The sequence below is a fragment of the Mesorhizobium sp. B1-1-1 genome (assembly GCF_006442955.1).
GTDB lineage: Bacteria > Pseudomonadota > Alphaproteobacteria > Rhizobiales > Rhizobiaceae > Mesorhizobium.
Window position 1 is genome coordinate 140,728 of the sequence record NZ_VFWW01000002.1, and the last position, 25,595, is coordinate 166,322.

At 61.4% G+C, this 25,595-nt stretch carries 25 protein-coding genes; 6 read left to right on the forward strand and 19 right to left on the reverse strand.

Features of this window, described 5'->3' with window-relative positions; translation table 11 throughout:
- Positions 1 to 162 precede the first annotated feature (162 nt).
- Together FJ986_RS03700 and FJ986_RS03705 are read right to left on the reverse strand one after the other, a co-directional pair.
- Entirely contained in the window at positions 163 to 1,266 is a 1,104-nt protein-coding gene (locus FJ986_RS03700) for a glycosyltransferase family 4 protein (RefSeq protein WP_140673432.1), read from the reverse strand.
- A 17-nt stretch (positions 1,267 to 1,283) separates the two neighbouring features.
- Positions 1,284 to 2,267, reverse strand: a complete 984-nt coding sequence (locus tag FJ986_RS03705; protein WP_140513529.1) for a sulfotransferase domain-containing protein — start codon at positions 2,265 to 2,267, stop codon at positions 1,284 to 1,286.
- A gap of 432 nt (positions 2,268 to 2,699) precedes the next feature.
- Here FJ986_RS03705 and FJ986_RS03710 point away from each other — a divergent pair, with 432 nt between their 5' ends.
- Positions 2,700 to 3,599 (forward strand): formyltransferase family protein, encoded by a 900-nt coding sequence (locus FJ986_RS03710; protein WP_140673434.1) that lies wholly within the window; start codon positions 2,700 to 2,702, stop codon positions 3,597 to 3,599.
- 57 nt (positions 3,600 to 3,656) lie between these two features.
- Here the strand turns inward: FJ986_RS03710 and FJ986_RS03715 are convergent, their stop codons facing one another.
- From FJ986_RS03715 to FJ986_RS03725, 3 genes are all read right to left on the reverse strand, one after another.
- Entirely contained in the window at positions 3,657 to 4,685 is a 1,029-nt protein-coding gene (locus FJ986_RS03715) for an NAD-dependent epimerase/dehydratase family protein (protein ID WP_140567306.1), read from the reverse strand.
- Entirely contained in the window at positions 4,682 to 6,031 is a 1,350-nt protein-coding gene (locus tag FJ986_RS03720; protein WP_140625478.1) for a UDP-glucose/GDP-mannose dehydrogenase family protein, read from the reverse strand. The genes FJ986_RS03715 and FJ986_RS03720 overlap by 4 nt, the downstream gene beginning before the upstream one ends.
- Before the next feature lie 538 nt (positions 6,032 to 6,569).
- Entirely contained in the window at positions 6,570 to 7,244 is a 675-nt protein-coding gene (locus FJ986_RS03725) for a hypothetical protein (RefSeq protein WP_140498426.1), read from the reverse strand.
- A gap of 606 nt (positions 7,245 to 7,850) precedes the next feature.
- Here FJ986_RS03725 and cysT point away from each other — a divergent pair.
- Genes cysT through FJ986_RS03740 form a run of 3 tightly spaced genes read left to right on the forward strand, consistent with a single transcriptional unit; the run spans position 7,851 to position 10,752 of the window.
- On the forward strand, positions 7,851 to 8,714 hold the full coding sequence (cysT, locus tag FJ986_RS03730; protein ID WP_140581282.1) for a sulfate ABC transporter permease subunit CysT: 864 nt from the start codon (positions 7,851 to 7,853) through the stop codon (positions 8,712 to 8,714).
- Entirely contained in the window at positions 8,707 to 9,591 is an 885-nt protein-coding gene (gene cysW, locus FJ986_RS03735; RefSeq protein ID WP_140673436.1) for a sulfate ABC transporter permease subunit CysW, read from the forward strand. Before cysT ends, cysW begins: the two co-directional genes overlap by 8 nt.
- A 12-nt stretch (positions 9,592 to 9,603) precedes the next feature.
- Positions 9,604 to 10,752: a sulfate/molybdate ABC transporter ATP-binding protein gene (locus FJ986_RS03740; protein ID WP_140514972.1), complete on the forward strand. Its 1,149-nt coding sequence runs from the start codon at positions 9,604 to 9,606 to the stop codon at positions 10,750 to 10,752.
- 309 nt (positions 10,753 to 11,061) lie between these two features.
- Here FJ986_RS03740 and FJ986_RS03745 read toward each other — a convergent pair whose 3' ends face one another.
- From FJ986_RS03745 to FJ986_RS03790, 10 genes are all read right to left on the reverse strand, one after another.
- Positions 11,062 to 12,297: a UxaA family hydrolase gene (locus FJ986_RS03745; protein ID WP_140498422.1), complete on the reverse strand. Its 1,236-nt coding sequence runs from the start codon at positions 12,295 to 12,297 to the stop codon at positions 11,062 to 11,064.
- On the reverse strand, positions 12,294 to 12,590 hold the full coding sequence (locus tag FJ986_RS03750) for a UxaA family hydrolase (RefSeq protein ID WP_140498421.1): 297 nt from the start codon (positions 12,588 to 12,590) through the stop codon (positions 12,294 to 12,296). Before FJ986_RS03750 ends, FJ986_RS03745 begins: the two co-directional genes overlap by 4 nt.
- A gap of 7 nt (positions 12,591 to 12,597) precedes the next feature.
- Positions 12,598 to 13,287 (reverse strand): RraA family protein, encoded by a 690-nt coding sequence (locus tag FJ986_RS03755; RefSeq protein ID WP_140498420.1) that lies wholly within the window; start codon positions 13,285 to 13,287, stop codon positions 12,598 to 12,600.
- 28 nt (positions 13,288 to 13,315) lie between these two features.
- Complete coding sequence (locus FJ986_RS03760) at positions 13,316 to 14,077, reverse strand: SDR family oxidoreductase (RefSeq protein WP_140673438.1); 762 nt, start codon at positions 14,075 to 14,077, stop codon at positions 13,316 to 13,318.
- Positions 14,074 to 15,108 (reverse strand): zinc-binding alcohol dehydrogenase family protein, encoded by a 1,035-nt coding sequence (locus FJ986_RS03765; protein WP_140673439.1) that lies wholly within the window; start codon positions 15,106 to 15,108, stop codon positions 14,074 to 14,076. Before FJ986_RS03765 ends, FJ986_RS03760 begins: the two co-directional genes overlap by 4 nt.
- A gap of 5 nt (positions 15,109 to 15,113) precedes the next feature.
- Positions 15,114 to 16,223: an enolase C-terminal domain-like protein gene (locus FJ986_RS03770; RefSeq protein WP_140498417.1), complete on the reverse strand. Its 1,110-nt coding sequence runs from the start codon at positions 16,221 to 16,223 to the stop codon at positions 15,114 to 15,116.
- 69 nt (positions 16,224 to 16,292) lie between these two features.
- Positions 16,293 to 17,069 (reverse strand): transporter substrate-binding domain-containing protein, encoded by a 777-nt coding sequence (locus tag FJ986_RS03775; protein WP_181171620.1) that lies wholly within the window; start codon positions 17,067 to 17,069, stop codon positions 16,293 to 16,295.
- A 34-nt stretch (positions 17,070 to 17,103) separates the two neighbouring features.
- Positions 17,104 to 17,757, reverse strand: a complete 654-nt coding sequence (locus FJ986_RS03780; protein ID WP_140623999.1) for an amino acid ABC transporter permease — start codon at positions 17,755 to 17,757, stop codon at positions 17,104 to 17,106.
- Between the two features lie 2 nt (positions 17,758 to 17,759).
- Positions 17,760 to 18,431: an amino acid ABC transporter permease gene (locus tag FJ986_RS03785; protein WP_140623997.1), complete on the reverse strand. Its 672-nt coding sequence runs from the start codon at positions 18,429 to 18,431 to the stop codon at positions 17,760 to 17,762.
- Between the two features lie 15 nt (positions 18,432 to 18,446).
- On the reverse strand, positions 18,447 to 19,130 hold the full coding sequence (locus FJ986_RS03790; protein ID WP_140498413.1) for a GntR family transcriptional regulator: 684 nt from the start codon (positions 19,128 to 19,130) through the stop codon (positions 18,447 to 18,449).
- Positions 19,131 to 19,249: 119 nt separating this feature from the next.
- On the opposite strand from FJ986_RS03790, the gene FJ986_RS03795 reads away from it, so the two are divergent.
- Both FJ986_RS03795 and FJ986_RS03800 read left to right on the forward strand, forming a co-directional pair.
- Entirely contained in the window at positions 19,250 to 19,996 is a 747-nt protein-coding gene (locus FJ986_RS03795; RefSeq protein WP_140498412.1) for an amino acid ABC transporter ATP-binding protein, read from the forward strand.
- Positions 19,997 to 20,023: 27 nt separating this feature from the next.
- Positions 20,024 to 21,142 carry a mandelate racemase/muconate lactonizing enzyme family protein gene (locus FJ986_RS03800; protein WP_140498411.1) on the forward strand — a complete coding sequence of 373 codons (1,119 nt, stop codon included), beginning with the start codon at positions 20,024 to 20,026 and terminating at the stop codon, positions 21,140 to 21,142.
- Positions 21,143 to 21,180: 38 nt separating this feature from the next.
- Here the strand turns inward: FJ986_RS03800 and FJ986_RS03805 are convergent, their stop codons facing one another.
- The 4 genes from FJ986_RS03805 to ugpC form a co-directional block, all read right to left on the reverse strand.
- A complete protein-coding gene (locus tag FJ986_RS03805) occupies positions 21,181 to 22,074 on the reverse strand; it encodes a carbohydrate ABC transporter permease (protein WP_140498410.1) in 894 nt (297 codons plus the stop codon).
- A gap of 1 nt (position 22,075) precedes the next feature.
- Complete coding sequence (locus FJ986_RS03810; protein ID WP_140498409.1) at positions 22,076 to 23,014, reverse strand: sugar ABC transporter permease; 939 nt, start codon at positions 23,012 to 23,014, stop codon at positions 22,076 to 22,078.
- A 106-nt stretch (positions 23,015 to 23,120) separates the two neighbouring features.
- Positions 23,121 to 24,446 carry an ABC transporter substrate-binding protein gene (locus FJ986_RS03815; RefSeq protein ID WP_140498408.1) on the reverse strand — a complete coding sequence of 442 codons (1,326 nt, stop codon included), beginning with the start codon at positions 24,444 to 24,446 and terminating at the stop codon, positions 23,121 to 23,123.
- A gap of 38 nt (positions 24,447 to 24,484) precedes the next feature.
- Entirely contained in the window at positions 24,485 to 25,567 is a 1,083-nt protein-coding gene (gene ugpC, locus FJ986_RS03820) for a sn-glycerol-3-phosphate ABC transporter ATP-binding protein UgpC (RefSeq protein ID WP_140514990.1), read from the reverse strand.
- Positions 25,568 to 25,595: the final 28 nt, after the last annotated feature.

Below are 25,595 nucleotides of genomic sequence, written 5' to 3' on the forward strand. Positions count from 1 at the left end.
TTGGCTGTAAAGTGCGCCTATCAAAGATCATTCTCCGGATGAACATCAGGATATGTGCGCCAGATTTGAAAACGCTCGAGGTGTTCTTGTCCGGCATCGGATATTTTTCATTCGTAGATCGCGCACCTGAATAACTGAGTTCGTGATCGATTGCCTTCATTTTCAGAATTTCGTCAAAGCGGAGTCCCATTTCTCCGCAATCTGCTGCATTGAGAACCGATCGATCGTTTTCCGGGCCGATCTACCCATTTTGTGGCGAAGAGCATTGTTTCGCATCAGGCATGCCATCGCGGATGCCAACTCGGCAACATCGTCGACTGGTACCAGCAGACCCGAAACGCCTGGTTCGATGATTTCGGATGGACCGAAATCGCAGTCCGTTGCGACGACGGGCAGGCCTGCCGCCATCGCCTCGATCAGCACGTTGGGAAAGCCTTCGTAGCGTGACGGCAGGACAAAGAGGGAGGCGTCGCGCGCCCATTCGCCCGGACGCTCGGTAATGCCGGCAAGCTTTACCCTGTCCTCCAAATCCAACGCATCGATCTGACGTTGAAGAAGAACCCGATCAGGTCCCTCGCCGAAGATTGTCAACGCCCATGCCGGAAACTCGGTAGTGATTTTAGCAAACGCCTTTATCAGCGTGTCGAAGCCTTTCTGTTCCACCAGGCGTCCGACGGCGACCAGGCGAAACATCTCATTGCCATGGTCTTTGTAGGCATCGGTCGCCTCGCACGGATTTCCGATGACCTCGCAAGGATTTCCGATAACGTGGGCTTTTTTTCTGAGCGTATCCGGAAGCGTCTTGACAATCGCATCAGTCTGCATGACGAGCCGATCCGCCTGCCGAAGTATGATGCCAGAAACGAGCCGCCAAGCGACGTGTTTTTTCTGCGCTTTGGGATTGTTTCTTTCCGAGATAATAACCCGGATGCCAAGATTTTTCGCCGCCAGCAGGCAAAGAATATTAATCTTTGTTAGAAATGAAACGATCAGAGTGGGCTGAAGCTGCTTGAATTCCGCGCGCAACACGACCACGCGCCGCAAGCTGCGGACAAATCCGAGTTTCGAAAGCCGCGAAGCTCCATCCTCTACAAGTCTGTGGACGGTGACCTTCGGGTGCAGGGCAAAATAGCTCTTGTCTTGCTCTCCCACGAAAGCAAATAGATGGACTTCATCTCCGCGCCTGCATCGATCTGCGGCAAGCAGACTGACGACGCGCTCCGTCCCTCCTGCACCCAGGCCCGCCTGCACAATCGCAAGTCGCATTTACTCCCCTCTTAACGTCAGGACGTCGATGGATTATTTCCATACTTCTCGGCGATCTCCGCCAAGTTGCTGCATGGATTGGTGGAAAGGGATTCGACGACAGGAAGATCTCTCTTGATCGTCTCGCCTTGGCCGTGTTCATCCATGAATTGGCGGCGAAGTTCATACCAGCCGCATGCGAGCCGCGTTCCGCCACGGGCAAGCAGTTCGATCGCGGCTGGAGTTAGCCAGTCGATGCAGGTCTGCTCAATGAGTTCGGCTTGCGCATCACTAAGATGATCGGAAAAGCCGCCGACCTTGCCGGGACGCGCATGCTGGCTTTCGCCATCGTGGGCCGCTAGGCCGCCCGCCATCTCATGCTCACGCATTACATCGAAACGCGAGGCGTCGATAGAATCCTGAAGCGCGCGCACGGACGGTGTGTGGCCGAGAAATCTCAGGATACGCGTGCAGGCACCCATAGGGTCTTCCGTCAGTTCCCCATAGCCCAATACTGCACTTACGTGATGCTTTAGACCTCTACCCCAATCATTCAGATATACTATCAGAGCCGGCAGGCCTTGTTCGCGATCGGCAATGAACGCGTCCATGGTGCCTTCGAAGCAGCGTTTGTGACGTGTGGCATCGAAATAAGCTGACACGATTACGTCGCGCGGATCTCGAGTCATGAAGATGATGGGTCGGTTGAGAAAAAGCGAGCGTCTATAGGTGAGGTGCGAAACCAGGACGAGCGGCACACGATGGCGCTCATCTGTGTAACGAAAAGCCGGGATGCCCCTCGTCGGATCGAGATCGAAATCCGGAAGAACCTCGAACATTGGCGAAAGATGGACATTTTCGCCGTTGGCGTGGCGACGAAAGTATTCCGAAAGGATATGTCTAAGCTGGGTTGCTCCGGATTCGGGATAGGAGACAAGAAACGCGTCTGCGCCCGACGCAGCCCAGGTCATCCTGATCCGGGCGTCGATCTTATGCAATGTCAGACGGGTGGTCGTCAGCATGGTGACGGGTCTTCAGTCCTTGGGGATCGTAGCGCAGCATGTATGACGTCGCAGTCGAAGGACGCGATGGGCGGGCTGCCGGCCATGGCCTTGAGTGGTACCGCGCAATCTTCGTAGCGGGACGAAAGCACAAATGCGTCGGCGTCCAGAAAGCAGGATCGCCATACGTAGCAGATCAGATCCGCCCTCCCCGACTGTAGTGGCGCTGCGATCCAGAAATGCCAAGCCGGCGAAGCTGTCCATCGCGTATTCCAATCCCGCTGTCGCAACCCCTAAATACCCAGCTTTCTTTGAAGGGACGAGTTGCACATAGGGATGCATCGCCGGCTGCCGTTTACCTCTAAAGGAGGACTTGGGCGCAGAAACGAAGCAGACAATAGAAGAGATCTGTGTCCATCTATCGCTACGCCGGTGAGTTGGAGCCTTGAATTCATGCGCATAGCCTTTGTCGGTGCGGTGGAGGGATCTCGGGTCGCATTCGATGCCCTTGTCGAAGCTGGCATGACGCCTTCGCTGCTTGTCACCCTTGCGGGCGAAGCTTCCAAACGCCATTCCGATTTCGTCGATCTGGCGGGGCCGGCACGTCTGGCCGGGGCCGCGGTCCACCTGACCAAGGACATCAATGCGCCCGACACGATCGACAGGCTCGAAGCCGAGCGGCCCGATTTGACGATGGTGGTCGGCTGGTCGCAAATCTGCCGCGGCGAATTTCGCTCGGTCGCCCGATATGGCTCGATCGGCTTTCACCCGGCGCCGTTACCGCGTTTTCGGGGCAGGGCGGTGATCCCCTGGACGATCATTGCGAATGAAAAGGAGACGGGCTCGACTTTCTTCCGGCTCGACGAGGGTGTCGACAGTGGCCCTATCGTCCTCCAGAAGCTTTTTGCCGTGGCACCGGACGAGACCGCGCGCTCGCTCTACGACAAGCACAAGCAGGCACTGTTCGAGATGACGCCGCTTGTCGTTTCGGCGATAAGTCGTGACAAGGCCGTGGGCGTCGCGCAGGACGAATCCCTTGCCAGCTATTGCGCAAAGCGCACGGCCGATGACGGAATAATCGACTGGAGCGATGCTGCCGAGAATGTCCTTCGTTTCGTCCGCGCCGTCGGCGATCCCTATCCGGGCGCCTTCACTTTCACTGCCGGTGCCAAGATCGTGATCGACAAGGCGCGCATGTTTGCCCCGCCTGGGCGCCATATCGGGCTGACCGGCCAGGTCCAAACTCATACCGACAGCGGCTTTACAGTGCTTTGTGGAGACGGAGCCGCCATTGAGGTGACATCCTGGCATGGCCAAAGGCCCAGGATACATGCCAAGCTGGCCTCGGCATGACCAACCTGTGTCGCGCCAAGGACCTAGGCGCGTGCACGGAGCACAGGTCTGCGCGCTTCAGGCGGCGATTGTCGGCCGCGACGGCCGTTCTTCCAGATACCAGCGTACGAAGGCGGTCACCCCGTCCTCGACGCTGGTGCAAGGGCGAAAGCCCGTAAGGGCCTCCAGCAGGCGGGGGTCGGCATAGGTTGCCCGCATGTCGCCAGCCTGCATCGGCAACATCTTGCGGATGGCGCGTTTGCCCAGGCAGTTCTCGATCGTCTTGATGAAAGGCAGCAGCCCGACAGGCTCGCCGCCGCCTATGTTGACGACACGCCACGGCGCGACGGGTGACAGCGTGTCGACGACGCCGGGAGCGGACGCCGCGCGACCTGTCGCCGGCGTGCATTCGACGAGTCGGACGATGGCTTCGACGAGATCATCGATATAGGTGAAATCGCGCTTCATCAGGCCTTCGCCATACACTTCGATCGGACGGCCGTTCTCGATCGCGTCGACAAATTTGAAGAGCGCCATGTCGGGCCGGCCCCAGGGGCCGTATACGGTGAAGAAGCGGAAGCATGTGGTCGGCGTTCCGAAGATATGTGAATAGGAGTGCGCCATCGCCTCCATCGCCTTCTTCGTGGCCGCATAGAAGGTTAACGGCCAATCAGCCTTGTCGGTTTCGACGAATGGCATCTTGTCGTTCGCTCCATAGGCCGAGCTCGTGGACGCAAGGAGCAAATGCCGGGGCTTGAGATCACGCGCGAGCTCAAGGACGTTGAACGAGCCGACGAGATTGCTGTCCGTGTAACTTCGCGGATTGTCGATTGAGTAGCGGACACCGGCCTGCGCGGCCAGATGCACGATCACATCGGGCCGGGCGGAGTCCGCGGCGCGGCGAAGGGCATCCAGGTCTTCCAGTTGGCCGATATGGGCGCGAAAGGCGTCGTATCTTTCAAGCAGGGCGTGTCGGGACTGCTTCAGGACGATGTCATAGTATGGCGTCATGCCGTCGAAGCCGGTGACGCGATGACCGTCGTCGAGCAGCCGGCGCGCCAGGTGAAAACCGATGAATCCTGCGGTGCCGGTGACCAGATACCTCATTCCGCGGCCGCGGCGAAAACTGCCTTGTCTCCGACCGCTCCCTCACCGATATTCACGTACTCGAAGCCGTGCTTGGAGATGTCTTCCCGCCGGTAAATGTTGCGCAGGTCGACCACCACCCGTTTCGACATCGTGCGGGACAGTCGTTCAAAATCCAGGGCGCGGAACTGATTCCACTCGGTCACGATGACCAGCGCGTCGGCGCCCTCGGCGCATTCATAGGCGCCTTCTGCATAACTTACGCTTGTGCCGAGCACGATTTTCGCCTGTTCCATGCCTTCGGGGTCATACACTCGGACATGTGCTCCAAAATCGATCAAGGCCTGGATGATCGAAAGGGAAGGCGCTTCACGGACGTCATCGGTGTTGGGTTTGAAGGTAAGACCCAGCAAGGCCACTGTCTTTGCGCGGACATCTCCGCCGCAAGCAAATACGATCTTGCGCGCCATGGTGCGTTTTCGCTGGTCGTTCACGGCAACCGTCGTTTCGATCAGGCGCAATGGCGCGCCGCTGTCCTGCGCCGTCTTGACCAAAGCCAGCGTGTCTTTTGGAAAACAGGATCCTCCATAGCCCGGGCCGGCGTGCAGGAACTTTGAGCCGATGCGATTGTCGAGCCCGATGCCCCGCGCTACCTCGCGCACGTTCGCGCCCACGCTCTCGCAGAGATCCGCGATCTCGTTGATGAACGTGATCTTGAGCGCCAGGAAGGCGTTGGCCGCATATTTGATCAGCTCGGACGTGCGGCGGCCGGTAAACAGGATGGGTGCCTGGTTGAGATAGAGCGGCCGATACACCTCCGCCATCACCTCCCGGCCACGCTCGTCCGACGGGAGGCCGATAACGATCCGGTCTGGTCGTTTGAAGTCGTCGATCGCGGCTCCTTCGCGCAGGAATTCCGGGTTGGAGACGACGGCCACATCGGCCAGGGGATTGCATTGGCGAATGATCCGTTCGACCTCATCCCCCGTGCCCACCGGCACCGTGGATTTGATTGCCACCACGGTGAACCCGTGAACAGCGGCCGCGATTTCCCGGGCCGCTTCGTAGACATAGGACAGATCGGCATGGCCGTCGCCTCGCCTCGAAGGCGTCCCGACGGCAATGAACACCACGTCCGCATCGGCGACTGCCGCTGTAAGCATGCTGGTGAAGGTGAGCTGGCCGCTCGCGGAATTCTTGTCGACGAGGTCGTCGAGACCTGGCTCATAGATCGGCATTCTTCCGGCCTGGAGATCGGCAATCTTGGCCTCCGCCTTATCGACGCAGACGACTTGATGGCCGAAATCAGCCAGGCAAGCGCCCGATACAAGACCCACGTAACCCGAACCAACAATCGCGATGCGCATGTAACCGCCACTCTGATGATGACAACTGACGCGATTAAGCCAGCAGCGGCGAAGAAAATGGAGTGCGCAATCGGATAAGACATTACCACTTCCGAGACCTGGTATGGGCCCGGACGGTCGTCTGGCGCGGTTTGACAACGCTAAGTGCTGATGGCCATTGCAAATGGACGAGACGAGATGATCTGGCGCGCAGCCACGCTCGGCTGCAAGCCGGCTGACGGCGCTTCATTGGCGCGTCGATTGCTTGAGTTCATTTTCCGTCAAAATTCCGGTCGGCGGCCGTTTGGTCTTTTTGCCATGCTCTTAGAGGTAGTTCGGTTCTCGCTTCAACTTGCCGTCCGGGAGCCGAGTCAGGAAATTGCCCTCGAACAGCCTCGCCTGAGCATGATAGATCTTTGTCCGGGTGAGACTGCGCGCTGGAGTGTTCTGCCGTGACGAACAACGCTAGGCAGAGCACGCCGAGGCCGGCAGGGCGTTTTTCCGGTCCATGCAATGGAATTGTTGCGGGTTGCGCGCGGTCGCATTTGCCGGCGAACACTCAAAGAATGTAGCTGTGCGCCTCGCTTTCCGTCGCACTGTCAGCCGCGGAGACAGGCTTGGCGAAGAGGAAGGCACCATCTCGCGAGAACAGATCCGCCGGCATCATCTGGAACTCGCGCTGCGAATGCGGGACATCCAATTCACGATCGACAATATGCCAGAGGCTGTTGAAGAACGATCCGTCGGCTTGCCTCATGCTTTCCCCCCGAAGCGGCTTTCTCGATGAGAAAACCGTTGCTGGATTGGCCCACATGTCGGCAATGGCGATATCGTAATAGCCGGGATGCGCGGCATTGGGTTTGATAATCGCGAAGGGCGTGTTCTTTTCCGGCCAGCCTACGCGGCCCACGGTCAGGCACTCTTCCGGCTCGGGCAATCTTGCCTCCACAAGATAGGCCAGTGCCGCATCGATGCCGCCGATTTCCGAAACGACGCACGATGTCAGTCCCGCGCGGGCAAGCTGCATCAGCTTTCGAGCCTCTTGTTCATCCATATCGGCCCATCTCAGGAAAGCCATCCATTGCTGGTGCAGGCAGTCGTCCTTGGCCTGGCAAAGAAGTCGTCCTGCCTCCAAAGCGGATTCGACCCTCCTCCTGTCCGCCTCCGCGAAGGCTTCCCGCGCAGGGCGAATTCGGCCGGCAATTTCCATCAGGTCATTTGAGATGTTTTTCATATCCTCCTCCCCAGGCGGATTTCTAATCTGATTTATGCGCTCCATGATGCGTTGGTTTTGTATTGCGTAGAAGGCCATCACGGGAACGCGTGAGATATCTTAGTGGCGTGGCCAACCTATTCTTTTGAGCAAGGGTCCCACTTCCGACTGTCGGCTGATCCGCGCGCGATTGTGTTCGCTACTACTTGCTGCCATAGCTTCGCTTTCGTCATTGTCGGCGTCGCCTGGTCCACACGACGACGTCTGCAAATTCTGCCGTCCGATCCGCCGAACGCCGTCTGCCGGGCGGTATGCGCGCGGTGGATGCTCGGGACCCAACGCTGGTCGCGACATGCAAACTTCTGGCTTAATTTTTCGACGATTGAAGAATGCGCGTACCCTATCATTTCGGTGATGGTGCTCATCCAACCAGACCTGGAGACCTGCGCAGTAAGGAGTAGTCAGAAGAGCTGGAGAAAGCCCGAATGACGGCGAAGGAAGAAAATCCACACGCCTTTGGGCGAATGGAAGTAGGCGCCGTATCTTTCAACGAACTTGCACGCCCAAGGCTCTTGAAGTCATAGCGAAGGGCAATCTGGCTTGAAGAGTGGGGCGATCCGGAACTCCATGACAGCAGTGGCCATCACAGCACCCGCTCGGGCGGGTTGGCGATTTCGACAGCCGAGCGTCATTCCGGGTTTCGGATTGACGCTAGGCTTCTCGCTTGCCTACCTGACCCTCATCATCCTCATTCCGCTGTCGGGGCTGATCTGGCGCTCCGCGGCGCTGGGCTGGACCGATTTCTGGGCGATCGCCACCGACCGGCGCACCATCAACGCGCTCCGCATCAGCTTCGGCACCGCCTTTGTCGCGGCCGCCGTCAATGTCGTCTTCGGCACGCTGGTCGCCTGGGTGCTGGTGCGCTACCGCTTTCCCGGCCGCCGCATCGTCGATGCCATGGTCGACCTGCCCTTCGCGCTGCCGACGGCGGTGGCCGGCATCGCGCTGACCACGCTCTACGCGCCCAATGGCTGGATCGGCAAACTGTTGCTGCCGCTTGGGCTCAAGGTCGCCTACACCCCGCTCGGCATCGTCATCGCGCTGGTCTTCATCGGCCTGCCCTTCGTCGTGCGCACCGTGCAGCCGATCATGGAGGAGATCGACAAGGAGGTGGAGGAGGCCGCCGCCACGCTCGGCGCCAGCCGCTTCCAGATCGTCACCCGGGTGCTGTTCCCCGGCCTGGCGCCGGCCATCGTCACCGGTTTCGCGCTGGCCTTCGCGCGCGGCGTCGGCGAATACGGCTCGGTCATCTTCATCGCCGGCAACCTGCCCTACAAGTCCGAGATCGCGCCGCTTTTGATCGTCATCCGGCTGGAGGAATACAATTACCCGGCGGCGACCGCCATCGCCGCGATCATGCTGGCGCTGTCGTTCCTGATGCTGCTCATCGTCAACCTGGCGCAGACATGGAGCCGCAAGCGCTATGGCTGATCCGGAGATCAAATCCTACGAGCCGCATCACGACAGCCGCTCGGCGGCGGTGACCGAAAGCCGCCCGGCGCAGGCCGTGCTGATGGCGATCGCCTTCGCCTTCCTCGGCATCTTCCTGCTGTTGCCGCTGATCATCGTCTTCAACGAAGCCTTCGCCAAGGGCGTCGGCGCCTACACCGAGGCGCTCGGCAATCCCGATACGCGCTCGGCGATCCGGCTGACGCTGCTGGTGGCGGCGATCTCGGTGCCGCTCAATGTCGTCTTCGGCATCTCGGCCGCCTGGGCGATCGCCAAGTTCGAGTTCAAGGGCAAGGCCTTCCTGACCACGCTGATCGACCTGCCTTTCTCGGTCTCGCCGGTCATCTCGGGCCTGGTCTACGTGCTTCTGTTCGGCGCCCAGGGGCTGCTCGGCGCCTGGCTGAAGGCGCATGGCATCGTCATCCTGTTCGCCGTGCCCGGCATTGTGCTGGCCACCGTCTTCGTCACCTTCCCCTTCGTGGCCCGCGAGCTGATCCCGCTGATGCAGGAACAGGGCAATGGCGACGAGGAGGCCGCGCTGTCGCTCGGCGCCAATGGCTGGCAGGCCTTCTGGTATGTGACGCTGCCCAACGTCAAATGGGGGCTGCTTTACGGCGTGCTCTTGTGCAATGCGCGCGCCATGGGCGAGTTCGGCGCGGTCTCGGTGGTGTCGGGCCACATACGCGGCCTGACCAACACCATGCCGCTGCATGTCGAGATCCTCTACAATGAATACAACGCCGTCGGCGCCTTTGCCGTCGCCTCGCTGCTGGCCGGCCTGGCGCTGGTGACGCTGGTCCTGAAGACACTGCTCGAGATGCGTTACGGCGCCGAGATCGCCGCCGCGCGTGGCCACTAGAAGGTTTTTTAGATGGAAGTTCGCGTTGCCAATGTGCGCAAGGAGTTTGAGCGGTTTCCCGCGCTCCATGACGTGTCGCTCGACATCAAGTCGGGCGAGCTGATCGCGTTGCTGGGGCCGTCGGGCTCGGGCAAGACGACGCTGCTGCGGCTGATTGCCGGGCTGGAGCGGCCGACGCGCGGCAAGATCTTCTTCGGCGACGAGGACGCCTCGCACAAATCGATCCAGGAGCGCAATGTCGGCTTCGTCTTCCAGCACTACGCGCTGTTCCGGCACATGACGGTCTCGGACAATATCGGCTTCGGCCTCAAGGTCCGGCAGGGCTCGACGCGGCCGCCGGCGCAGGAGATCCGCCGCCGCGCCTCCGAGCTGCTCGACCTGGTCCAGCTCTCGGGCCTGGAAAAGCGCTATCCGGCGCAGCTATCCGGCGGCCAGCGCCAGCGCGTCGCGCTGGCGCGCGCCATGGCGATCGAACCCAAAGTGCTTCTGCTCGACGAGCCGTTCGGCGCGCTCGATGCGCAGGTGCGCCGGGAACTGCGCCGCTGGCTGCGCGACATCCATGACGCCACCGGCCACACCACCGTCTTCGTCACCCACGACCAGGAAGAGGCGCTGGAGCTTGCCGACCGCGTCGTGGTGATGAGCCAGGGCCGCATCGAGCAGGTCGGCACCGCCGACGACATCTATGACAGGCCGAACTCGCCTTTCGTCTATGGCTTCATCGGCGAATCGAGCTCGCTTCCCGTCAAGGTCGAGAATGGCGAGGTCTGGCTCGCCGATCGCCCGATCGGGCTGTCGGCGCCGGAGGCCGCCAGCGGCAACGCCAGGCTGTACTTCCGCCCGCACGACGTCGAATTGCTGAGCGGCTGCTCTGGCTGCATCGCCGGCACGGTGGTCGCCAGCCGCCGCGTCGCCGGCACCCGCCGGGTGGAACTCGAGATCGGCGGCGAACGCCAGCGCGTCGAGATCGAGCTGCCCGTCGACCATCCCGCGGCGCAGAAGAGCCGGGTAGCGTTCCGCCCGGGCCGCTGGAAGCTGTTTTTTTCGGATCAGGCAGGCAGCTCATTCGCGCCGGCGGAACAGAACCCTCGCCAAAACGAGAAGACGCTTCCCCCAGATATCAGGAAGCGGCGTATGGCTGACGCAGGCCCGCTGATTTGAATTGTCCGCATGGGGGTGAGGCGGTTGCGAGCCGCCAGCCCAATGCTGGTTTGCCGCGACCCTTTTTTGCGCACCTCGTTTCCAATGCACGTTGCCCAAGCAACCTCGGTTCGATGTAGCGACATGCAAAACAAGACCTAAGCGGCTCGCATGAATCCGTTTCGGCGTGCCGCGCTTCAAACAAAACGAGTGAGCTTGTCGCCAGATTGTTCGGCCCGCGATGCATTTGCTCCTGCGCTGGTCAAGGATCGCGCCGCTTCAGCACAGACGCAAACAGCGCTCGCAGGCACACGGCAAACGTCGGCGGCTTCAGCTTCGGTGACCAGCCTTTGGCTGTGCGCCCGGCAGACATGCGGGACCGATCGGTTCGAAAGTCTTGTAGGTCAGGATGAATTCGCGGTGCCCGAGTTGTTCGGATTTCGTCGCATGGCCATTGGCGACAGCAAGAACCAGATTGAAGATTTCGTCGCCGACATCCGACAAGGTGGCGGCCCCTTCGAGGATACGTCCGGCATCGACGTCCATGTCGCCCGACAGGCGACGGTATGTTTCGGGATTGGCGCAGATCTTTATGACCGGTGCGACCGCCGACCCCGAGACCGAACCGCGGCCGGTGACGAAGAGCGTGAGGTGACAACCGGAAGCGATGAGCTCCACGATCTCGGCATTGTCCGAGATGTTGGGGAAGCCAAAACGCACGTCCCCGTCCGGCACGACATCCATCAGGTAGAGTCCGCCGCCAGGGGGAATGTCGCCCGGCTTGATGAGGCCCGAAATCGGCGACGAGCCCGATTTGGCATAGGCACCCATCGATTTCTCCTCGATGGTGGATAGGCCGCCATCGGCATTGCCCGGAGCGAAACTGCCATAGCCTAGCGTCGCGTAGTATTGCGCTGCCTTTGCCACGGAGGCGCGCAGCTCGACGCCGAGTTCAGGCGTCACGGCACGGCTCGCCATGATCTCTTCGCAGCCGATCAGCTCGCCGGTCTCCTCGAAAATACAGGCTGCTCCCGCACGGACCAGCCGATCGAAGGCAAGGCCGGCGGCGGGGTTGCCGGTCATGCCGCTGGTGCCGTCCGACCCGCCGCAGATCGTGCCGACGATAAGTTCACTCGCATCCATTGGCACTCTCGCGACCGCGCCCAGCTCTTGCAGGCGTTGCCCGACCCATTCGATGCCGTCGGAAATCGTCGACAAAGTACCGCCGTTTTCCTGGATCGTCAGCGTGGCCACCGGCCGTCCGCTTGCCTCGACGGTGCGGGCGAGCGAGAATTTGTTGAAGCTTTCGCATCCCAGTGACAGCAGCAGTACCGCGGCGACATTGGGATGCGTACACAGACGCTCCATCATCCGCTGCGCATAGGGATTGGGAAAGCAGCCTGGAAAGCCGATCAGATGCACGTCCCTGCCGCGGAAATGGGAGACAATTTCGCGACCGACATGATGCGCGCACTCTACCAGATAGGCCACGATCACAATGTTGCGGATGCCCTTGCGACCGTCCGGCCTGAGATAGCCGAGGATGGTGGACTGTTCGCCGGTCATGATCCGGTCTCCGCTATTACGTGCGTTTTGGTGTAGTCGCTCTTCAGATTGTGAATATGGACGTGCTCGCCGGGTCCGATCGACCGCGTCGCCGAGCCGATCGGGACGCCGTATTTGATGACCTTCATCCCCGGGGCGATCGGCAGCCGCGCCAGCTTGTGGCCGAGCTCCACGGCCTTGATCAGAATGCGCGACTCGCCGCCGACGATGATGGTCTCACCGGCTTCGATGCGCCGGCAGGCGACCAGCACATTGTCGTGATCGCAGAGCAGGAGCAGACGAGGATCGTCCATCGTCGGCTCACATGACGCCGAAGGTACGGAAGGCCTCGCAGGCGCTCATGCCGTCGCGGATCGCGGTTGCGACCTTGTTCTCTGTGCTGACCTTCTCGATCGCGCGCTCGATCGCTTCCTTTTCCGCCTCGCGCGGGATCACAAGCACGCCCTCGCGGTCGCCGAAGATCAGGTCGCCGGGCGTTACCAGGATGCCTTCGATCTCGATTGGGCAGCCATAGTCGATCACCTTGCCTCGCGGGCCCTGGTCCTGGGCATAGATGCCGCGCGAGAAGACCGAAAAGCCGAGCTTTTCGATTTCCCAGGAGTCGCGGATATAGCCGTTGAGGACGGCGCCGGCAGCCTTCAGCTTCTGGGCCCTGGTGGACATCAGCCCGCCCCACAGCGCGTAGCGGAAGGAGGAGCCGCTGGCGATGTAGACATCGTTCTCCGTCAGGCTGTCCAGCGCTTCCATCATGAGGCCGAACGGTTTGTTCGCGAGCGGACCGTGCGCATCCGGCGAACCGCCGGAAAACACGTCCGCCTCCAGCACCGGCATCGCGCGGCCGATGACTTTCATCTCCGGCTGCAACGGCACGATCCCGGCCGGCAGGAACTGCCGGCGGTGGCCCATTACATCGAGCACGTCGCCGACGACGGCCGTGAAGAGTTCCTTGCGGATGACTTCGAAGATCGCCTTGTCAGTATCGGTCGTCATCTGTTTTCTCCCTCGAAAAACTATGGTGTCAGAAGCCGTGCAGCGCGCCGCCGTCGACCACCAGTATATGGCCGGTCACATAGGCTGAGGCGCGTGAGGCGAGATAGGTCATGGCCCAGCCGATATCGGCGCCCTCGCCGAAACGACCCATGGGAATGCGGCTGTTGATCTTGCGCGCCCTTTCCGGATCGGCTGCGGTGGCCTGGCGTAGAAGCGCGGTGTCGATCCAGCCTGGTGCCACACCGTTGACGCGTATCCCGCTGGGCGCAAGTTCGGTCGCGAGCGCCCTCACCATGCCGACATAGGCGGCTTTCGCCGCCGAATAGCCGATCACGTTGGGAATGCCGAGGAAAGAGCTCATCGAGGCGGTGAAAAGAATGCTGCCCCTTGCTTCCGTCACCTGCGGCAGGAAGGCGCGCGAGAGGGCGAAGGCGCCGCCGACATGGACGTTCAGCACCGAATTGAAAGCCTCGACGCTCATCTCGCCGAGCGGCTTCTTGACCGTGTTGCCGGCATTGTTGACGAGGATCGAGACGCGTCCGGATTTTTTTGCCACCTCGCTGGCGAAACCCGTGGCACCGGCAGTGTCGGTCACGTCGAAGACATGGCTCGTGGCGGAAGGCCCCAGCGTCTCGCAGGCGGCAGCGAGCTTCGCGGCGTTGGTGCCGACGATCGTCACCTTGGCGCCGGCTTCGACGAAACAGGTGGCGATCGCAAGGCCGAGACCGCTTCCGCCGCCGGTCACCAGCGCATGCTGCCCCTCCAGCCCGAAGATATCGTTGATGCTCATGCGTCTTCCTTCGCTTCGATCCGGACGACGATCTTGGTGAAGCCTCCGGGGTTCTTGTCCCAGGCTTGCATGGCCGCACCGGCTTCCTCGATTGGCACGACGCGTGAGACGATGCGGTCGCCGGCGTCCCGATGTTGCTTCAGATAGCCGATAACATCGTGGAAATCGGCGATCTCGGAGCCGCGCGACCCGCGGATATCCATCTCCTTGAGCAGGAAGAACTTGGTGTCGTAAGCGATCTTGTTCTTGGCGTAGCCGACATAGACGACCCGGCCGCAGGACGCCACGAGATCGATCGCCTGCCGAAAGGTCGCATCCGCGCCGACCGCCTCGATGACGACCTGCGGACCGTCCCCACTGGTCAGTTCCAGGACATGCGCCAGGACATCTTCGCGCGACGCATCGATGGTGTCAGTGGCGCCGAGCACCTTGGCAACGGCGAGTTTGTCGGCGCTAAGGTCCATTGCGATCACGCGTGAGCCCCGCCTGACAGCGCCGAGCAAGGCGCCGAGCCCAATGACGCCGCAGCCAAGGATGACGACGGTTTCTCCAGCCGAAAGCTCGGAGCGGCGGACGGCATGGAAGCCGACGGCAAGCGGCTCGATCAGCGCGAGGTCCCGCTGGCGCATGCCCTCGACCGGAATGATCTTGCCCGCGGGAACGACGATGATCGAGGCCATCGCGCCCTCGCGCTGGACGCCCATCGTCCGGTTGTCCTTGCAGGCGTTCGGCCTGCCAAGGCGGCAGGCATGGCACCTGCCGCAATTGAAATAGGGAAGAATAGTCACGGACTGGCCGACCGCAAGCGCGCTGACGCCGTCGCCGAGCGCCGAGATGGTGCCGGAGATTTCATGGCCCAGGACGCGCGGGTAGGAGATCAGCGGATTGAGGCCGCGAAACGACGTCAGGTCGGAACCGCAATACCCCACATACTCCATCCGCACCGCGACTTCGCCCGGGCCCGGTTTTGGTTCGGGCAATTCGACCAGCGAGATCTTGCCGGGTTCCTCGAGGCAGACAGCTTTCATCATGGCGCTCAGGCCTCACAGATCGTGCTGTTGTCGATGGCATCCCAGTCGATCTCGACCCCGAGGCCGGGGGCTGACGGCGGCGCGGCGTAGCCGTCCTTGATCGGCAGCGGCTGCTTGAGGCCGAAGGCGAAGTTCTCCATTGGATAGAGCACTTCGAAGAAGTCGCAGTTCTTGATCGCCGCGGCGCAATGCAGGTTGACGATCTCCATCGGGTGGAAGATGGCGGTATGGATCTCGCAATTGACGCCGAAGGCTTCGGCGAGGCGGGCCGTCTTCATGACGCCCGTGACGCCGCCCGTCCAGGAAACGTCTGCCCGGACGCGATCGACGACACGCGTCGAGATGCATTCGGCGATGCTGTAAGGGTGCTTCGCAAGGACTTCTGTCCCGACGAGCGGGATTTCGAGGGTGCGGGCGAGCTCCCGCAGCGAATGCACGTCCTCGTCGTATAAAGGCTCTTCCAGCCAGTAGAAGTCGAGCCTTTCCAGCTCGCGGCCGAAGCGGATCGACTGCTCGAGATTGAACATCGAGACCGGGTCCGACATCAGCGTGAAATCCGGCCCGACGGCGGCGCGGACCTGGCGATGGACGTCGATGTCGTAGTCGAGGTCGAGTCCCGGTGTATGGAGCTTGTAGGCCCGCAACCCTTCGGCTTTGGCGCGCAGCGCCTCTTTCACATAGTCCTGCGGCCCCGACAGGATCATCGAGCTGCCATAGACCGGCACGCGTTCGCGGAAGGCGCCGAGATATTTGTAGAGAGGCTGCCCGGCGGCGGTGGCCGACAGCAGCCAGAGGCAGGTGTCGAATGGTCCGTAGGCATAGATCGGCAAGTGGCCCCACCAGCGGTCGGCCACCCGGAAATCGTGCCATGCCTTTTCCCGGTCGAGCGGGTCACGGCCGATGAAGAACGGACGCAGCGTGTCGGCAATCAGCCTGCCGGCGCCCGCCGCCGAACGACCGGCGAACCCGAAGGCGGTTGCCTCGAGCCCGGTATCCGTCGCCATGGTGACGGTGAGAAATTCGAACTTCGCGAAATCCCCGGTTCGAAACGCGCTGGCGGCAAAATCGCCTGGTTTGCGCTGGCAGCAGCGCACCTTCACATCCGTGATTTTCATGGAAAAACCTTCGATAAAACGATCGCAGCGGCATGTGTGGATCCGGGGAAGTCCCGGATCCAGTCATTCTCAGAAGCGGGGCAGGTCGACTTCGACACCCATCCATTTTTTCTGCAGGGCCTGCAGCTCACCTGTAGACTGGAGCATGAAGAGCTCCGTGTTCAGCCAGTGCAGGAAGTCCGGGTCGTTGCGGCGCAGGCCTATGCCCATCGGCGCCTGCGCCACGACGAACTGCTTCTTGAGGTTCGGGTCGTGCTCCTCGACGGCGCGGGCAAGCGCGCCGCTGGTCACGATGCCTTCGACCTGACCTGCGAACAGCGCCTGGGATGTCGACGCGTCATCGTCATAGCGCTGGATCTGTGCGCCTTCGACGGCCTTTTTGGTCATGACGATGTCGTTCGTGCTGGCCCGCGTCACGCCGATCTTCCTGCCGGCCAGATCCTCGATCTTGGTGATCGGCTGGTCGGCGGGACCGACATAGACCTGCTGGTCGACATAGTACGTGTTGGTGAACGCGATGGCCTTGGCGCGCTCGGCCGTGATCGAGAACGAATAGATCACGATGTCGAGCTTGCCCGAAGTCAGGTTCGGGATGCGGTTGGCTGCCGTCGTGTCGACGATGTTGACCTTGACGCCGAGATCGCGGGCGATTGCCTTTGCCACGGACACGTCATAGCCGTCGGGCTGCATGCTGCTGTCCATCAGGCCATAAGGCGGCGTTCCAAGGCCGACGCCGACATTGATGGTGCCGCGCTGTACGATGGCGTCCAGCGTGCTCTCGGCCTTCGCGGGCAATATCATCGCCAGCATGGCGGCGAGCCCGACAGCAAGTCTCTTCAATAGCATGATACTTTCCTCCCTGGTGTGATGAACCGGATCTTCAGTTGGCTGCCTGCTGCAGGCGGCGCTCCAGGCGGCGGCTGGCATGGGACAGTATGGAGCAGATGCCGAAGTAGATGGCCGCGACCGTCAGATAGACGGGCAGCGGCTGGAACGTGGCGCTGGAGACGATCTGTCCTGCTCTCGTCAGTTCGATAAAGCCGACGACCGAAGCAAGCGCGGTGTTCTTGACGACCTGAACGGAGAAGCCGACCGTCGGAGGAATGGCGACGCGAAGCGCCTGCGGGATGATGACGTCGGTCATCGTGTGCCGCCAGCCAAGCGCCAGCACGAACGACGCTTCCCATTGCCCCTTGTTGATCGACTGGATCGACCCGCGCCAGATCTCGCCGAGGAACGCGCTGCTGTAGAGCGTAAATCCAAGGCCGGCCGCGTAGATCGCCGGAAGGTCATAGCCGAGATTGGCGACGCCGAAATAGGCGATGAAGAGAATGACGAGCAGGGGCGTTCCCTGGATGACATAGATATAGGCCTGTGCGATCCAGCGCATCCAGGCGAAGCGGGAGAGGCGCATGAGGGCGATAATCGATCCGCCGATGGCGCCGCCTGCAAGCGCAATTCCCGAGAGGACGACCGTCCACGTCGCACATTGCAGCAGAAACCCGACATGATGGAGGTTGAATGTCTGGAACATCGTCATCGCCCTGCAAAGCGGAAGGAGAAGAGGGCACGGTCAATCAGTGCGAAGACGCCTTTGAATACAGCCGTCAGGACAAGGTAGATGGCCGCGACCACGAGATAGGCTTCCAGGCTTCGGAAGGTCAGGCCCTGCACATCATTGGCGACGCCGGTCAGTTCCGGGACGGAGATGACGGAAACGACGCTGGACGCCAGCATGATCAGGATGAACTGGCTGGTCAGTGCCGGGAAGATCGCTGAAATCGCCGGCAGCAGAACGACATAGCGGAAGGTGAGATACGGTGACATGCCAAGCGTGTGCGCCGCCTCCCGCTGTCCCTTGCCGATCGTCTGGATGCCGGCACGGACGATCTCGGTGATATAGGCGCCCGCGTAGAGCGTCAGGGAGAGGATGGCCGCCGTCACTTCGGAAATGCGGATGCCGACCGAGGGCAGGCCGAAATAGACGATGTAGATCTGCACCAGAAACGGCGTGTTGCGGATGATCTCCACATAGGCGGCCGCGATTGAGGAGAGGACTTTCGAGCTCGAAAGTCTCATCAGGGCGCCGACGATGCCGACGCACATGCCCAGAACCAGCGCGGCGGCCGACAGGCCGACGGTCAGCATGGCGGCGTGCACGAACAGGTCGCCGCGCGCGAATGTCCCGGAAAAATCTAGGTACTCCACACTCGTCCCCGGTCTTTAAACAAGGTTCGGTTCGATCGCTCGCGCAAGGACTTTCACCTGGCGCAAGGTGTTCTGCCGGCTTCTCTCGAGATGTCGCTGCAGCGCCGCGAGGATCTGGCTCTTCTTGCCGGCGATGATGGCATCGAGAATATTTTGGTGCTCCTCGACCGAGCGGCTGTAATCGCCTGGAATCGAGACGAAGACCGTATGCGTCTGGCCGACAATGCGGGAGTGGACCTCGGAGATCATCGGTATCCCCGCGGCGCCGACGAGCGAACTGTGGAAGGCCCGGTCATGGGAGAGCGCCTTCGCCAGATCGTCGAGCGACGACCCTTTGGCGAAGCGCCTGTGGTTTTCGAGGCTGTCCTGGAGCTTCACCCGCAGCGCCTCATCGAGCCGTCCTGCGTCGAAGGCTGCTTCCACGGCCCCTTTCTCGAGCAGTGTCCTGGCCGCGTATAATTCCTCGACGGCTTCCTCGTTGAAGCTGCGGACCACCATGCCGCGCCGCGAGGAATTGACGAGAAGCCCGTCCGCCTCCAGCCGCAGGCAGGCTTCCTTGACAGGCGTGGGACTGATGCCCAGTTCCGCCGCCAATTCGTTTGGCAACAGGCGTTGCCCGCCTGCCAGCCTGCCGCCGACGATCCGCGACCGCAGCTCCTGGTAGGCCTGCTCGGCCAATGTTGTCTTGATCATGCTCATGGCCCAAGCATCGGTCAGGTTCCGGTTCGGTGCAACAGAAAAATTAAAAATAGAAAATTTTTTATTTTCTGATTTCGATCTTTCGGGTTACAAGTCAACCTCGCAACAAGGAGGAATTCATGGACGCCAACGGCAGCGCCTTTGTGAAACTGCGCGACGCGGTGAAGATGTTCGGCGGGTTTCAGGCGCTCGATCACGTCAGCCTTGAGGTGGCGAAGGGCGAAAAGATTGTCGTCTGCGGGCCGTCGGGCTCAGGCAAGTCGACCTTGATCCGCTGCATCAACGGCTTGGAAGACCTGCAGCAAGGCTCGGTGGAAATCGACGGCAAACCGCTGGTCGAGAAGTCCCACGGACGTATGGTTCCGCGCCGGGACATCGGCATGGTGTTCCAGCAGTTCAACCTCTTCCCGCATCTCAAGGTGATCGAGAACTGTACGCTGGCGCCCGTCCGCGTGCTCGGAAAATCCCGCAAGGACGCTTCGGAGAGAGCGCTGGAGATGTTGCACAAGGTACGGATCGCAGATCAGGCGGACAAGTATCCGTCCCAGCTTTCCGGCGGCCAGCAGCAGCGCGTCGCGATCGCCCGCGCGCTCTGCATGCAGCCCAAGATCATGCTCTTCGATGAACCGACCTCGGCTCTCGATCCGGAAATGGTCAAGGAAGTGCTAGACACCATGGTCTCGCTGGCATCCGAAGGCATGACGATGATCTGCGTGACGCACGAAATGGGTTTCGCCAGCCAGGTGGCCGATCGGGTCGTCTTCATGGACAAGGGCCGGATACTCGAGGAGGCCACGCCGAAGGAGTTCTTCGCAGCCCCGAAGCATCAGCGTGCACGCGAATTCCTCTCGCAGCTCCTTCATTGACAAATTCATATCCGCCAAGGGTCATAGATGAAAATCGCCTCCGTCCGCCCGTTTATTCTCCATCTTCCACTCACCTCGGACTCCATTTCGGACTCGACCCACAGCATCACCCATTGGGGTGTCGTGGGTACGAAGATCGTCACCACGGACGGGCTGGAAGGTTATGGCTTCACCGGCACGCATGCTCATCTGGCCGCCGACCGGCTGATAACGTCCTGCATCGGCGAGTGTTACGCGCCGCTTCTGGTAGGCGAAGACGCCTCGGATCATCAGCGTCTATGGACCAGGCTTGCGCGCCATCCTTCGCTTCAATGGGTCGGTCGGGCCGGCATCACGCATCTGGCGCTGGCCGCAATCGATATCGCGTTGTGGGATATGAAGGCGAAACGGGCGGGCCTGCCGCTGTGGAGTTATCTCGGCGGCGCGCGCACCGATGCCCTGGAGGCCTACAATACCGATATCGGCTGGATTTCGTTCGATCTGGACACGTTGCTGCGCGGCTCCGCGAAAGCCGTCGAGGAGGATGGATTCACACGCATCAAGATCAAGGTCGGCCATGACGACCCAAATGTCGACGTCGAGCGCCTGGCGGCTGTGCGCAAACGTGTCGGACCAAGGATCCGGATCGCAATCGACGGCAACGGCAAGTGGGATCTTCCGACCTGCCAGCGGTTCTGCGCGCTGGCGCGCGACCTCGATATCTACTGGTTCGAGGAGCCGCTCTGGTATGACGATGTCGCCAGCCACGCCACGCTCGCGCGCAATACATCGATCCCGATCGCGCTCGGCGAGCAGCTCTACACGATCGACGCGTTCCGCTCCTTTGTCGATGCAGGAGCCGTCGCCTACGTCCAGCCGGACGTCACGCGGCTCGGAGGAATAACCGAATACATCCAGGTCGCGGACCTGGCACTGGCGCATCGGCTTCCCGTCGTTCCGCATGCAGGGGAGATGAGCCAGGTGCATGTGCATCTGAGCTACTGGCATCCTGCATCGACGATCCTCGAATACATCCCCTGGATCAAGGATCACTTCGAGGAGCCGATCCGCGTCGAAGGCGGCATCTACAAACGGCCCGAACGGGCCGGTGCGAGCACGACCGTCCTGGCCGAAAGCTTTGCCCGCTACGGCAAAAGCCTGGGCTAGGGCATTCCAGGAAAAGCGCCCGCGGCATCGGGGCGGCGCTATTCCTTCACCGCGCCGGTCATCGAGGAGACATAGTGCTCGACGAAGAACGAATAAAGCACGACGACCGGCAGGGATCCGATCAGCGCGCCCGCCATCAGGGCACCCCACTCATAGACGTCGGAGCGGACGAGTTCGGTGAGCACCCCGACCGGCACGGTCTTGTTTTCGGACGACTGGATGAACGTCAAGGCATAGATAAACTCGTTCCATGACAGGGTGAATGCGAATATGCCCGCCGAGATCAGGCCTGGCACCGACAGGGGCAGCACGATCTTGCTCAGGATCTGCCAGCGGCTTGCCCCGTCTATGAGCGCACATTCTTCCAGTTCGAACGGGATGGAGCGGAAGTAACCCATCAGCAGCCAGGTGCAGAAGGGGATCAGGAAGGTCGGGTAGGTGAGGATGAGCGCGAAGGGTGTGTCGTAAAGCCCGAGGTTGAACACCATCACCGACAAGGGGATGAACAGTATCGAGGGCGGCACGAGATAGGCGAGGAACACCGCGAGGCCGACCTGCCGTGCCCCGGAGAACCGCAGCCGCTCGATCGCATAGGCCGCGAAAACCGACGCCACCAGCGACAGGAAAGTGGCGGCGGTCGAAATGATGATCGTGTTGAGCAGCCAGCCCGGATAGGACGTCTCGAAGAGAAGATAGCGGATGTGCTCCAATGTCGGATGCACGACCCAGAGCGGGTTGAAATTGGCATAGTCGGTCATTTCGACATTGGGCTTAACCGCTGTGATCGTCATCCAGTAGAACGGGAACAAGAGCACGATGACGAACACGAGCAGGGGGAGATAGACCGTCACCACACGGCGCGGCACGCTCTGCAAATAGCCCATGCCGCCTTCGTCGAGCTGCGGCTGTTTTGTCTTCCTGGTGGCAGCCATGTCAGTCTCCGCCCCCCTGCTGCCATTTGCGGCGCTGCAAGCCGAAATAACTGAACAGGATCGCGGCAAGGAGGAATGGGATCATGGCGACCGCGATCGCGGCGCCCTCGCCGAGCTGGCCGCCCGAAATGCCGCGCTGGAACGACAGCGTCGCCATCAGATGGGTGGCATTTACCGGTCCGCCGCGGGTCAGCACATAGATCAGCTGGAAATCCGTGAAGGTGAACAGCACCGAGAACGTCATCGTGATCGCGATGATGGGGGTGAGCAGCGGCAGCGTCACATGGCGAAACAATTGCCAGCGGCTGGCGCCGTCGAGCGTGGCGGCCTCGTAAAGCGATTGGGGGATTGTCTGCAAGCCGGCAAGCAGCGTGATGGCTACGAAAGGGATGCCGCGCCAGACATTGGCCGCGATCACCGAAGCACGCGCGTTCTCCGGATCGCCGAGGAAATTGATGCGATGGTCGATCAGCCCCATCTGCTGGAGTGCCCAGGACAGGATCGAGAACTGCGAATCGTAAATCCACCAGAAGGCGATGGCCGACAGCACCGTCGGCACCACCCACGGCAACAGGACAATCGCGCGGAAGAACGATTTGAAGGGAAGGTTCTGGTTGAGGATGAGCGCCAGCCAGAGGCCGAGCGCGAATTTCAGGATCGAGGCGCTGACGGTGTAGAGCAGGGTGTTGAAGACGGAGAGCCAGAAGACGGCGTCGCTCCACAGATATTCATAGTTCTCGATGCCGATGAAGATGCCGGGACGGCCGATGCGGGCATCGGTGAAGCCGAGCCAGACGCCGAGCCCAAGCGGATAGGTCAGGAAGACAAGCAGCAATGCCGCCGCCGGCAGCATGAAGCCGAAGCCAAGCGCGTTCCTGCTCTCGGCCAGGCGCGACAGCATCGAGGAACGCGGCTGAGCGGCGACGGACGGCACGGCCATGGGGCGGGCTCCCTGCAAGGGTCTCGTTGATCGGCCTGGCGGCCGCCCTGCGCTTCCGGAGGGTCGGATAGCGCGGGGCAGAGCCGCCAGGCTCAGCTGGCATGGATCAAACGCGATAATACCGGTTTGCGCGCTTCTCCGCCTCTTCCATTGCCTCCTGGGGCGTGGCCTGCCCCGTGACGGCCTTGGCGAACATGTCGACCAGGACATAGTCGGCCATGGTCGCCGCCGAGGCATAGCCGAGCGGCCCGGCATAGCCGTTGGGCCGCAGCGTCGCCGAAGCCTTGGCGTAAGCGGCATTGTTCGGATCGGCTGTCCACACCGGATTGTTGTCGAACGCCTTGAGCGTCTGGCAGCAGTAGCCCGCCGAGGAGGTGATCCAATCTGGCATTTGCGGGTCCTCGAACATGAATTGCAGATAGGCTTTGGCCGCGTTGGGGTAGGGCGTGTAGTCGAAGATGACGGCTGTGGTCACCTGGAACAGTTCGACGGATTTGCCGACAGGACCGATCGGCAGGTTGGTGGTGCGTATGTCCTTGGCCATTTCCGCCAGCTTCGGATCATTGTCCTTGTTGATCTTGGCCGTGTTGTAGGCGGAAATGCCATTGGCGATCACACTGAGTTCGCCGGCCAGGAAGGCGCGATTGTTGTTGACGTCGAGCCAGCTTTCGGTGCCTGGAATAAAAGTCTTGTAGAGTTCCTGCGCGTATTCGATCGCCTTGAGGGTCTCGGGGCTGTTGATCGTCACCTTGCCGCTCTCGTCGACCATCTGGCCGCCATGGCTCCACAGCAGCCAGTGCGCGTAGTTGTTGCCGTCGCCGACACCATGGCCGTGCGTGAAGCCGGCCGGATGCCCCTTCGCCTGCAGGGCCTTGCAAAGTTCGAGGAAGCCTTTCGTATCCTTGGGGAACTCCGAAAAGCCGGCCTCTTTCACCCAGCTTTCCCGATAGACGATGGCATTTCCGATGGTGGCGAGCGGCAGGCCGATGAATTTGCCTTCCCGGGTCGCATATTGCTTTGGTCCGTCGTGCCAGCCGCCATATTTCGACCCCAGATACTCGCCCAGTTCCGTCACGTCGTGCAGCTTGTCGGGATACTGATGCGGGTCGTCGAACCAGACGAACATCAGATCCGGACCTGAACCGACATTGGCGGCGACCGCTGCCTTGGGGCGAATGTCTTCCCAGCTTTCCTTGTCGACACGTACCTCCACGCCCGTCGCTTCGGTGAACCGCTTGGTGTTTTTCAGCCACTGGTCCTCGTCACCCTGCACGAAAGGCGACCAGCGCAGCAGCCTGAGCTTCGCACCGTCCTCCGGCTTGTACTTCAGCCCCTCCTGGGCGAATGCCGGAGAGCCGGCGAAGCGGCTTCCCAAAACGCCGGCAGCAGCGCCGGCCGTCGTGCGGATCACGTCACGTCTGGTGAATTTCATGCTCGTTCCTCCTGTTTGTTTCTCTTGCCCTTTGGTCTCTACAGCTTGCTGCGCGTTTGAAGCCGCTGCCCGGTTTCGCCGTGGAAGAGATGAATGAGGCCGGGTTCGGCGGTGAGCCGGATGGTTTCGCCCGGCGTGAAGGAATGACGTTCCCGGAAGTTGGCCACGATCTCTTCACCGCCGGCTGTCCGGCCGATGAGCTGTACCTCCGACCCGGTCGGCTCGATCACCGCGATGGTGACCGCAATGCCCTGGTCGGACAGCCGCAAATGCTCGGGCCGTATGCCCAGCACCACCGGCTCGCCGCCTTTGACGGACGATGCTGCGTCCAACGGCACGGAAATTCCGCCCGCGCCCCGAAAGGACGGCGACCCGTTCGTCGCGATTTCGCCCCGCAGCAAATTCATGGCGGGCGAGCCGATGAAACTGGCGACGAAGAGATTGTCCGGCCTGTCGTAGAGTTCCAGCGGCGGCCCGATCTGCTCGACGATGCCGTCATGCATGACCACGATCTTGTCTGCCATGGTCATGGCTTCGATCTGGTCATGGGTAACATAGACCGTCGTGGTTTTCAGGCGCTGGTGCAGTTCCTTGATCTCGGCGCGCATCTGCACCCTGAGCTTGGCGTCAAGATTGGACAGCGGCTCGTCGAACAAGAAAACCGCCGGATCGCGCACGATCGCCCGCCCCATGGCAACTCGCTGGCGCTGTCCGCCGGAAAGCTGGCGGGGATAGCGCGCCAACAGCGGCACGAGCCCCAGAATCTCCGCAGCGCGCTGGACGCCGGCGCCGCTCTCAGCCTTCGAAACGCCCTTCAGCATGAGCGAAAACGCCATGTTCTCGGCGACGGTCATATGCGGGTACAGCGCATAGTTCTGGAAGACCATGGCGACGTCGCGTTCCTTCGGCGCAACGTTGTTGACGACACGCTCGCCAATCGCGATCTGGCCCCGCGAAATCTTTTCCAGGCCCGCGATCATCCTGAGCAGGGTTGATTTTCCGCAACCCGACGGCCCGACCAGCGTGACGAATTCGCCGTCGTCGATGTTCACGCTGACGCCGTGCAGAACCTCGACGGTCCCGAATGATTTGTAAACCTCGCTAATCGCGACAGACGCCATCGATCCTCCTCCCGAACGATTCCCGCGA

Excerpts from the sequence above, each read along its gene's own strand:
- FJ986_RS03760 (WP_140673438.1), bottom strand. The coding sequence starts at position 14,077 with ATGAGCATCAACGATATCTTCGGGCTGGAGGGGCAGCATGCGCTGGTG.
- cysT (WP_140581282.1), top strand. The coding sequence starts at position 7,851 with ATGACAGCAGTGGCCATCACAGCACCCGCTCGGGCGGGTTGGCGATTT.
- FJ986_RS03715 (WP_140567306.1), bottom strand. The coding sequence starts at position 4,685 with ATGAGGTATCTGGTCACCGGCACCGCAGGATTCATCGGTTTTCACCTG.
- FJ986_RS03740 (WP_140514972.1), top strand. The coding sequence starts at position 9,604 with ATGGAAGTTCGCGTTGCCAATGTGCGCAAGGAGTTTGAGCGGTTTCCC.
- FJ986_RS03765 (WP_140673439.1), bottom strand. The coding sequence starts at position 15,108 with ATGATGAAAGCTGTCTGCCTCGAGGAACCCGGCAAGATCTCGCTGGTC.
- FJ986_RS03720 (WP_140625478.1), bottom strand. The coding sequence starts at position 6,031 with ATGCGCATCGCGATTGTTGGTTCGGGTTACGTGGGTCTTGTATCGGGC.
- FJ986_RS03700 (WP_140673432.1), bottom strand. The coding sequence starts at position 1,266 with ATGCGACTTGCGATTGTGCAGGCGGGCCTGGGTGCAGGAGGGACGGAG.
- FJ986_RS03745 (WP_140498422.1), bottom strand. The coding sequence starts at position 12,297 with ATGACCGGCGAACAGTCCACCATCCTCGGCTATCTCAGGCCGGACGGT.
- FJ986_RS03805 (WP_140498410.1), bottom strand. The coding sequence starts at position 22,074 with ATGGCTGCCACCAGGAAGACAAAACAGCCGCAGCTCGACGAAGGCGGC.
- FJ986_RS03725 (WP_140498426.1), bottom strand. The coding sequence starts at position 7,244 with ATGAAAAACATCTCAAATGACCTGATGGAAATTGCCGGCCGAATTCGC.
- FJ986_RS03710 (WP_140673434.1), top strand. The coding sequence starts at position 2,700 with ATGCGCATAGCCTTTGTCGGTGCGGTGGAGGGATCTCGGGTCGCATTC.
- FJ986_RS03775 (WP_181171620.1), bottom strand. The coding sequence starts at position 17,069 with ATGCTATTGAAGAGACTTGCTGTCGGGCTCGCCGCCATGCTGGCGATG.
- FJ986_RS03810 (WP_140498409.1), bottom strand. The coding sequence starts at position 23,014 with ATGGCCGTGCCGTCCGTCGCCGCTCAGCCGCGTTCCTCGATGCTGTCG.
- FJ986_RS03770 (WP_140498417.1), bottom strand. The coding sequence starts at position 16,223 with ATGAAAATCACGGATGTGAAGGTGCGCTGCTGCCAGCGCAAACCAGGC.
- FJ986_RS03755 (WP_140498420.1), bottom strand. The coding sequence starts at position 13,287 with ATGACGACCGATACTGACAAGGCGATCTTCGAAGTCATCCGCAAGGAA.
- FJ986_RS03795 (WP_140498412.1), top strand. The coding sequence starts at position 19,250 with ATGGACGCCAACGGCAGCGCCTTTGTGAAACTGCGCGACGCGGTGAAG.
- FJ986_RS03815 (WP_140498408.1), bottom strand. The coding sequence starts at position 24,446 with ATGAAATTCACCAGACGTGACGTGATCCGCACGACGGCCGGCGCTGCT.
- FJ986_RS03750 (WP_140498421.1), bottom strand. The coding sequence starts at position 12,590 with ATGGACGATCCTCGTCTGCTCCTGCTCTGCGATCACGACAATGTGCTG.
- FJ986_RS03780 (WP_140623999.1), bottom strand. The coding sequence starts at position 17,757 with ATGTTCCAGACATTCAACCTCCATCATGTCGGGTTTCTGCTGCAATGT.
- ugpC (WP_140514990.1), bottom strand. The coding sequence starts at position 25,567 with ATGGCGTCTGTCGCGATTAGCGAGGTTTACAAATCATTCGGGACCGTC.
- FJ986_RS03705 (WP_140513529.1), bottom strand. The coding sequence starts at position 2,267 with ATGCTGACGACCACCCGTCTGACATTGCATAAGATCGACGCCCGGATC.
- FJ986_RS03800 (WP_140498411.1), top strand. The coding sequence starts at position 20,024 with ATGAAAATCGCCTCCGTCCGCCCGTTTATTCTCCATCTTCCACTCACC.
- FJ986_RS03790 (WP_140498413.1), bottom strand. The coding sequence starts at position 19,130 with ATGAGCATGATCAAGACAACATTGGCCGAGCAGGCCTACCAGGAGCTG.
- cysW (WP_140673436.1), top strand. The coding sequence starts at position 8,707 with ATGGCTGATCCGGAGATCAAATCCTACGAGCCGCATCACGACAGCCGC.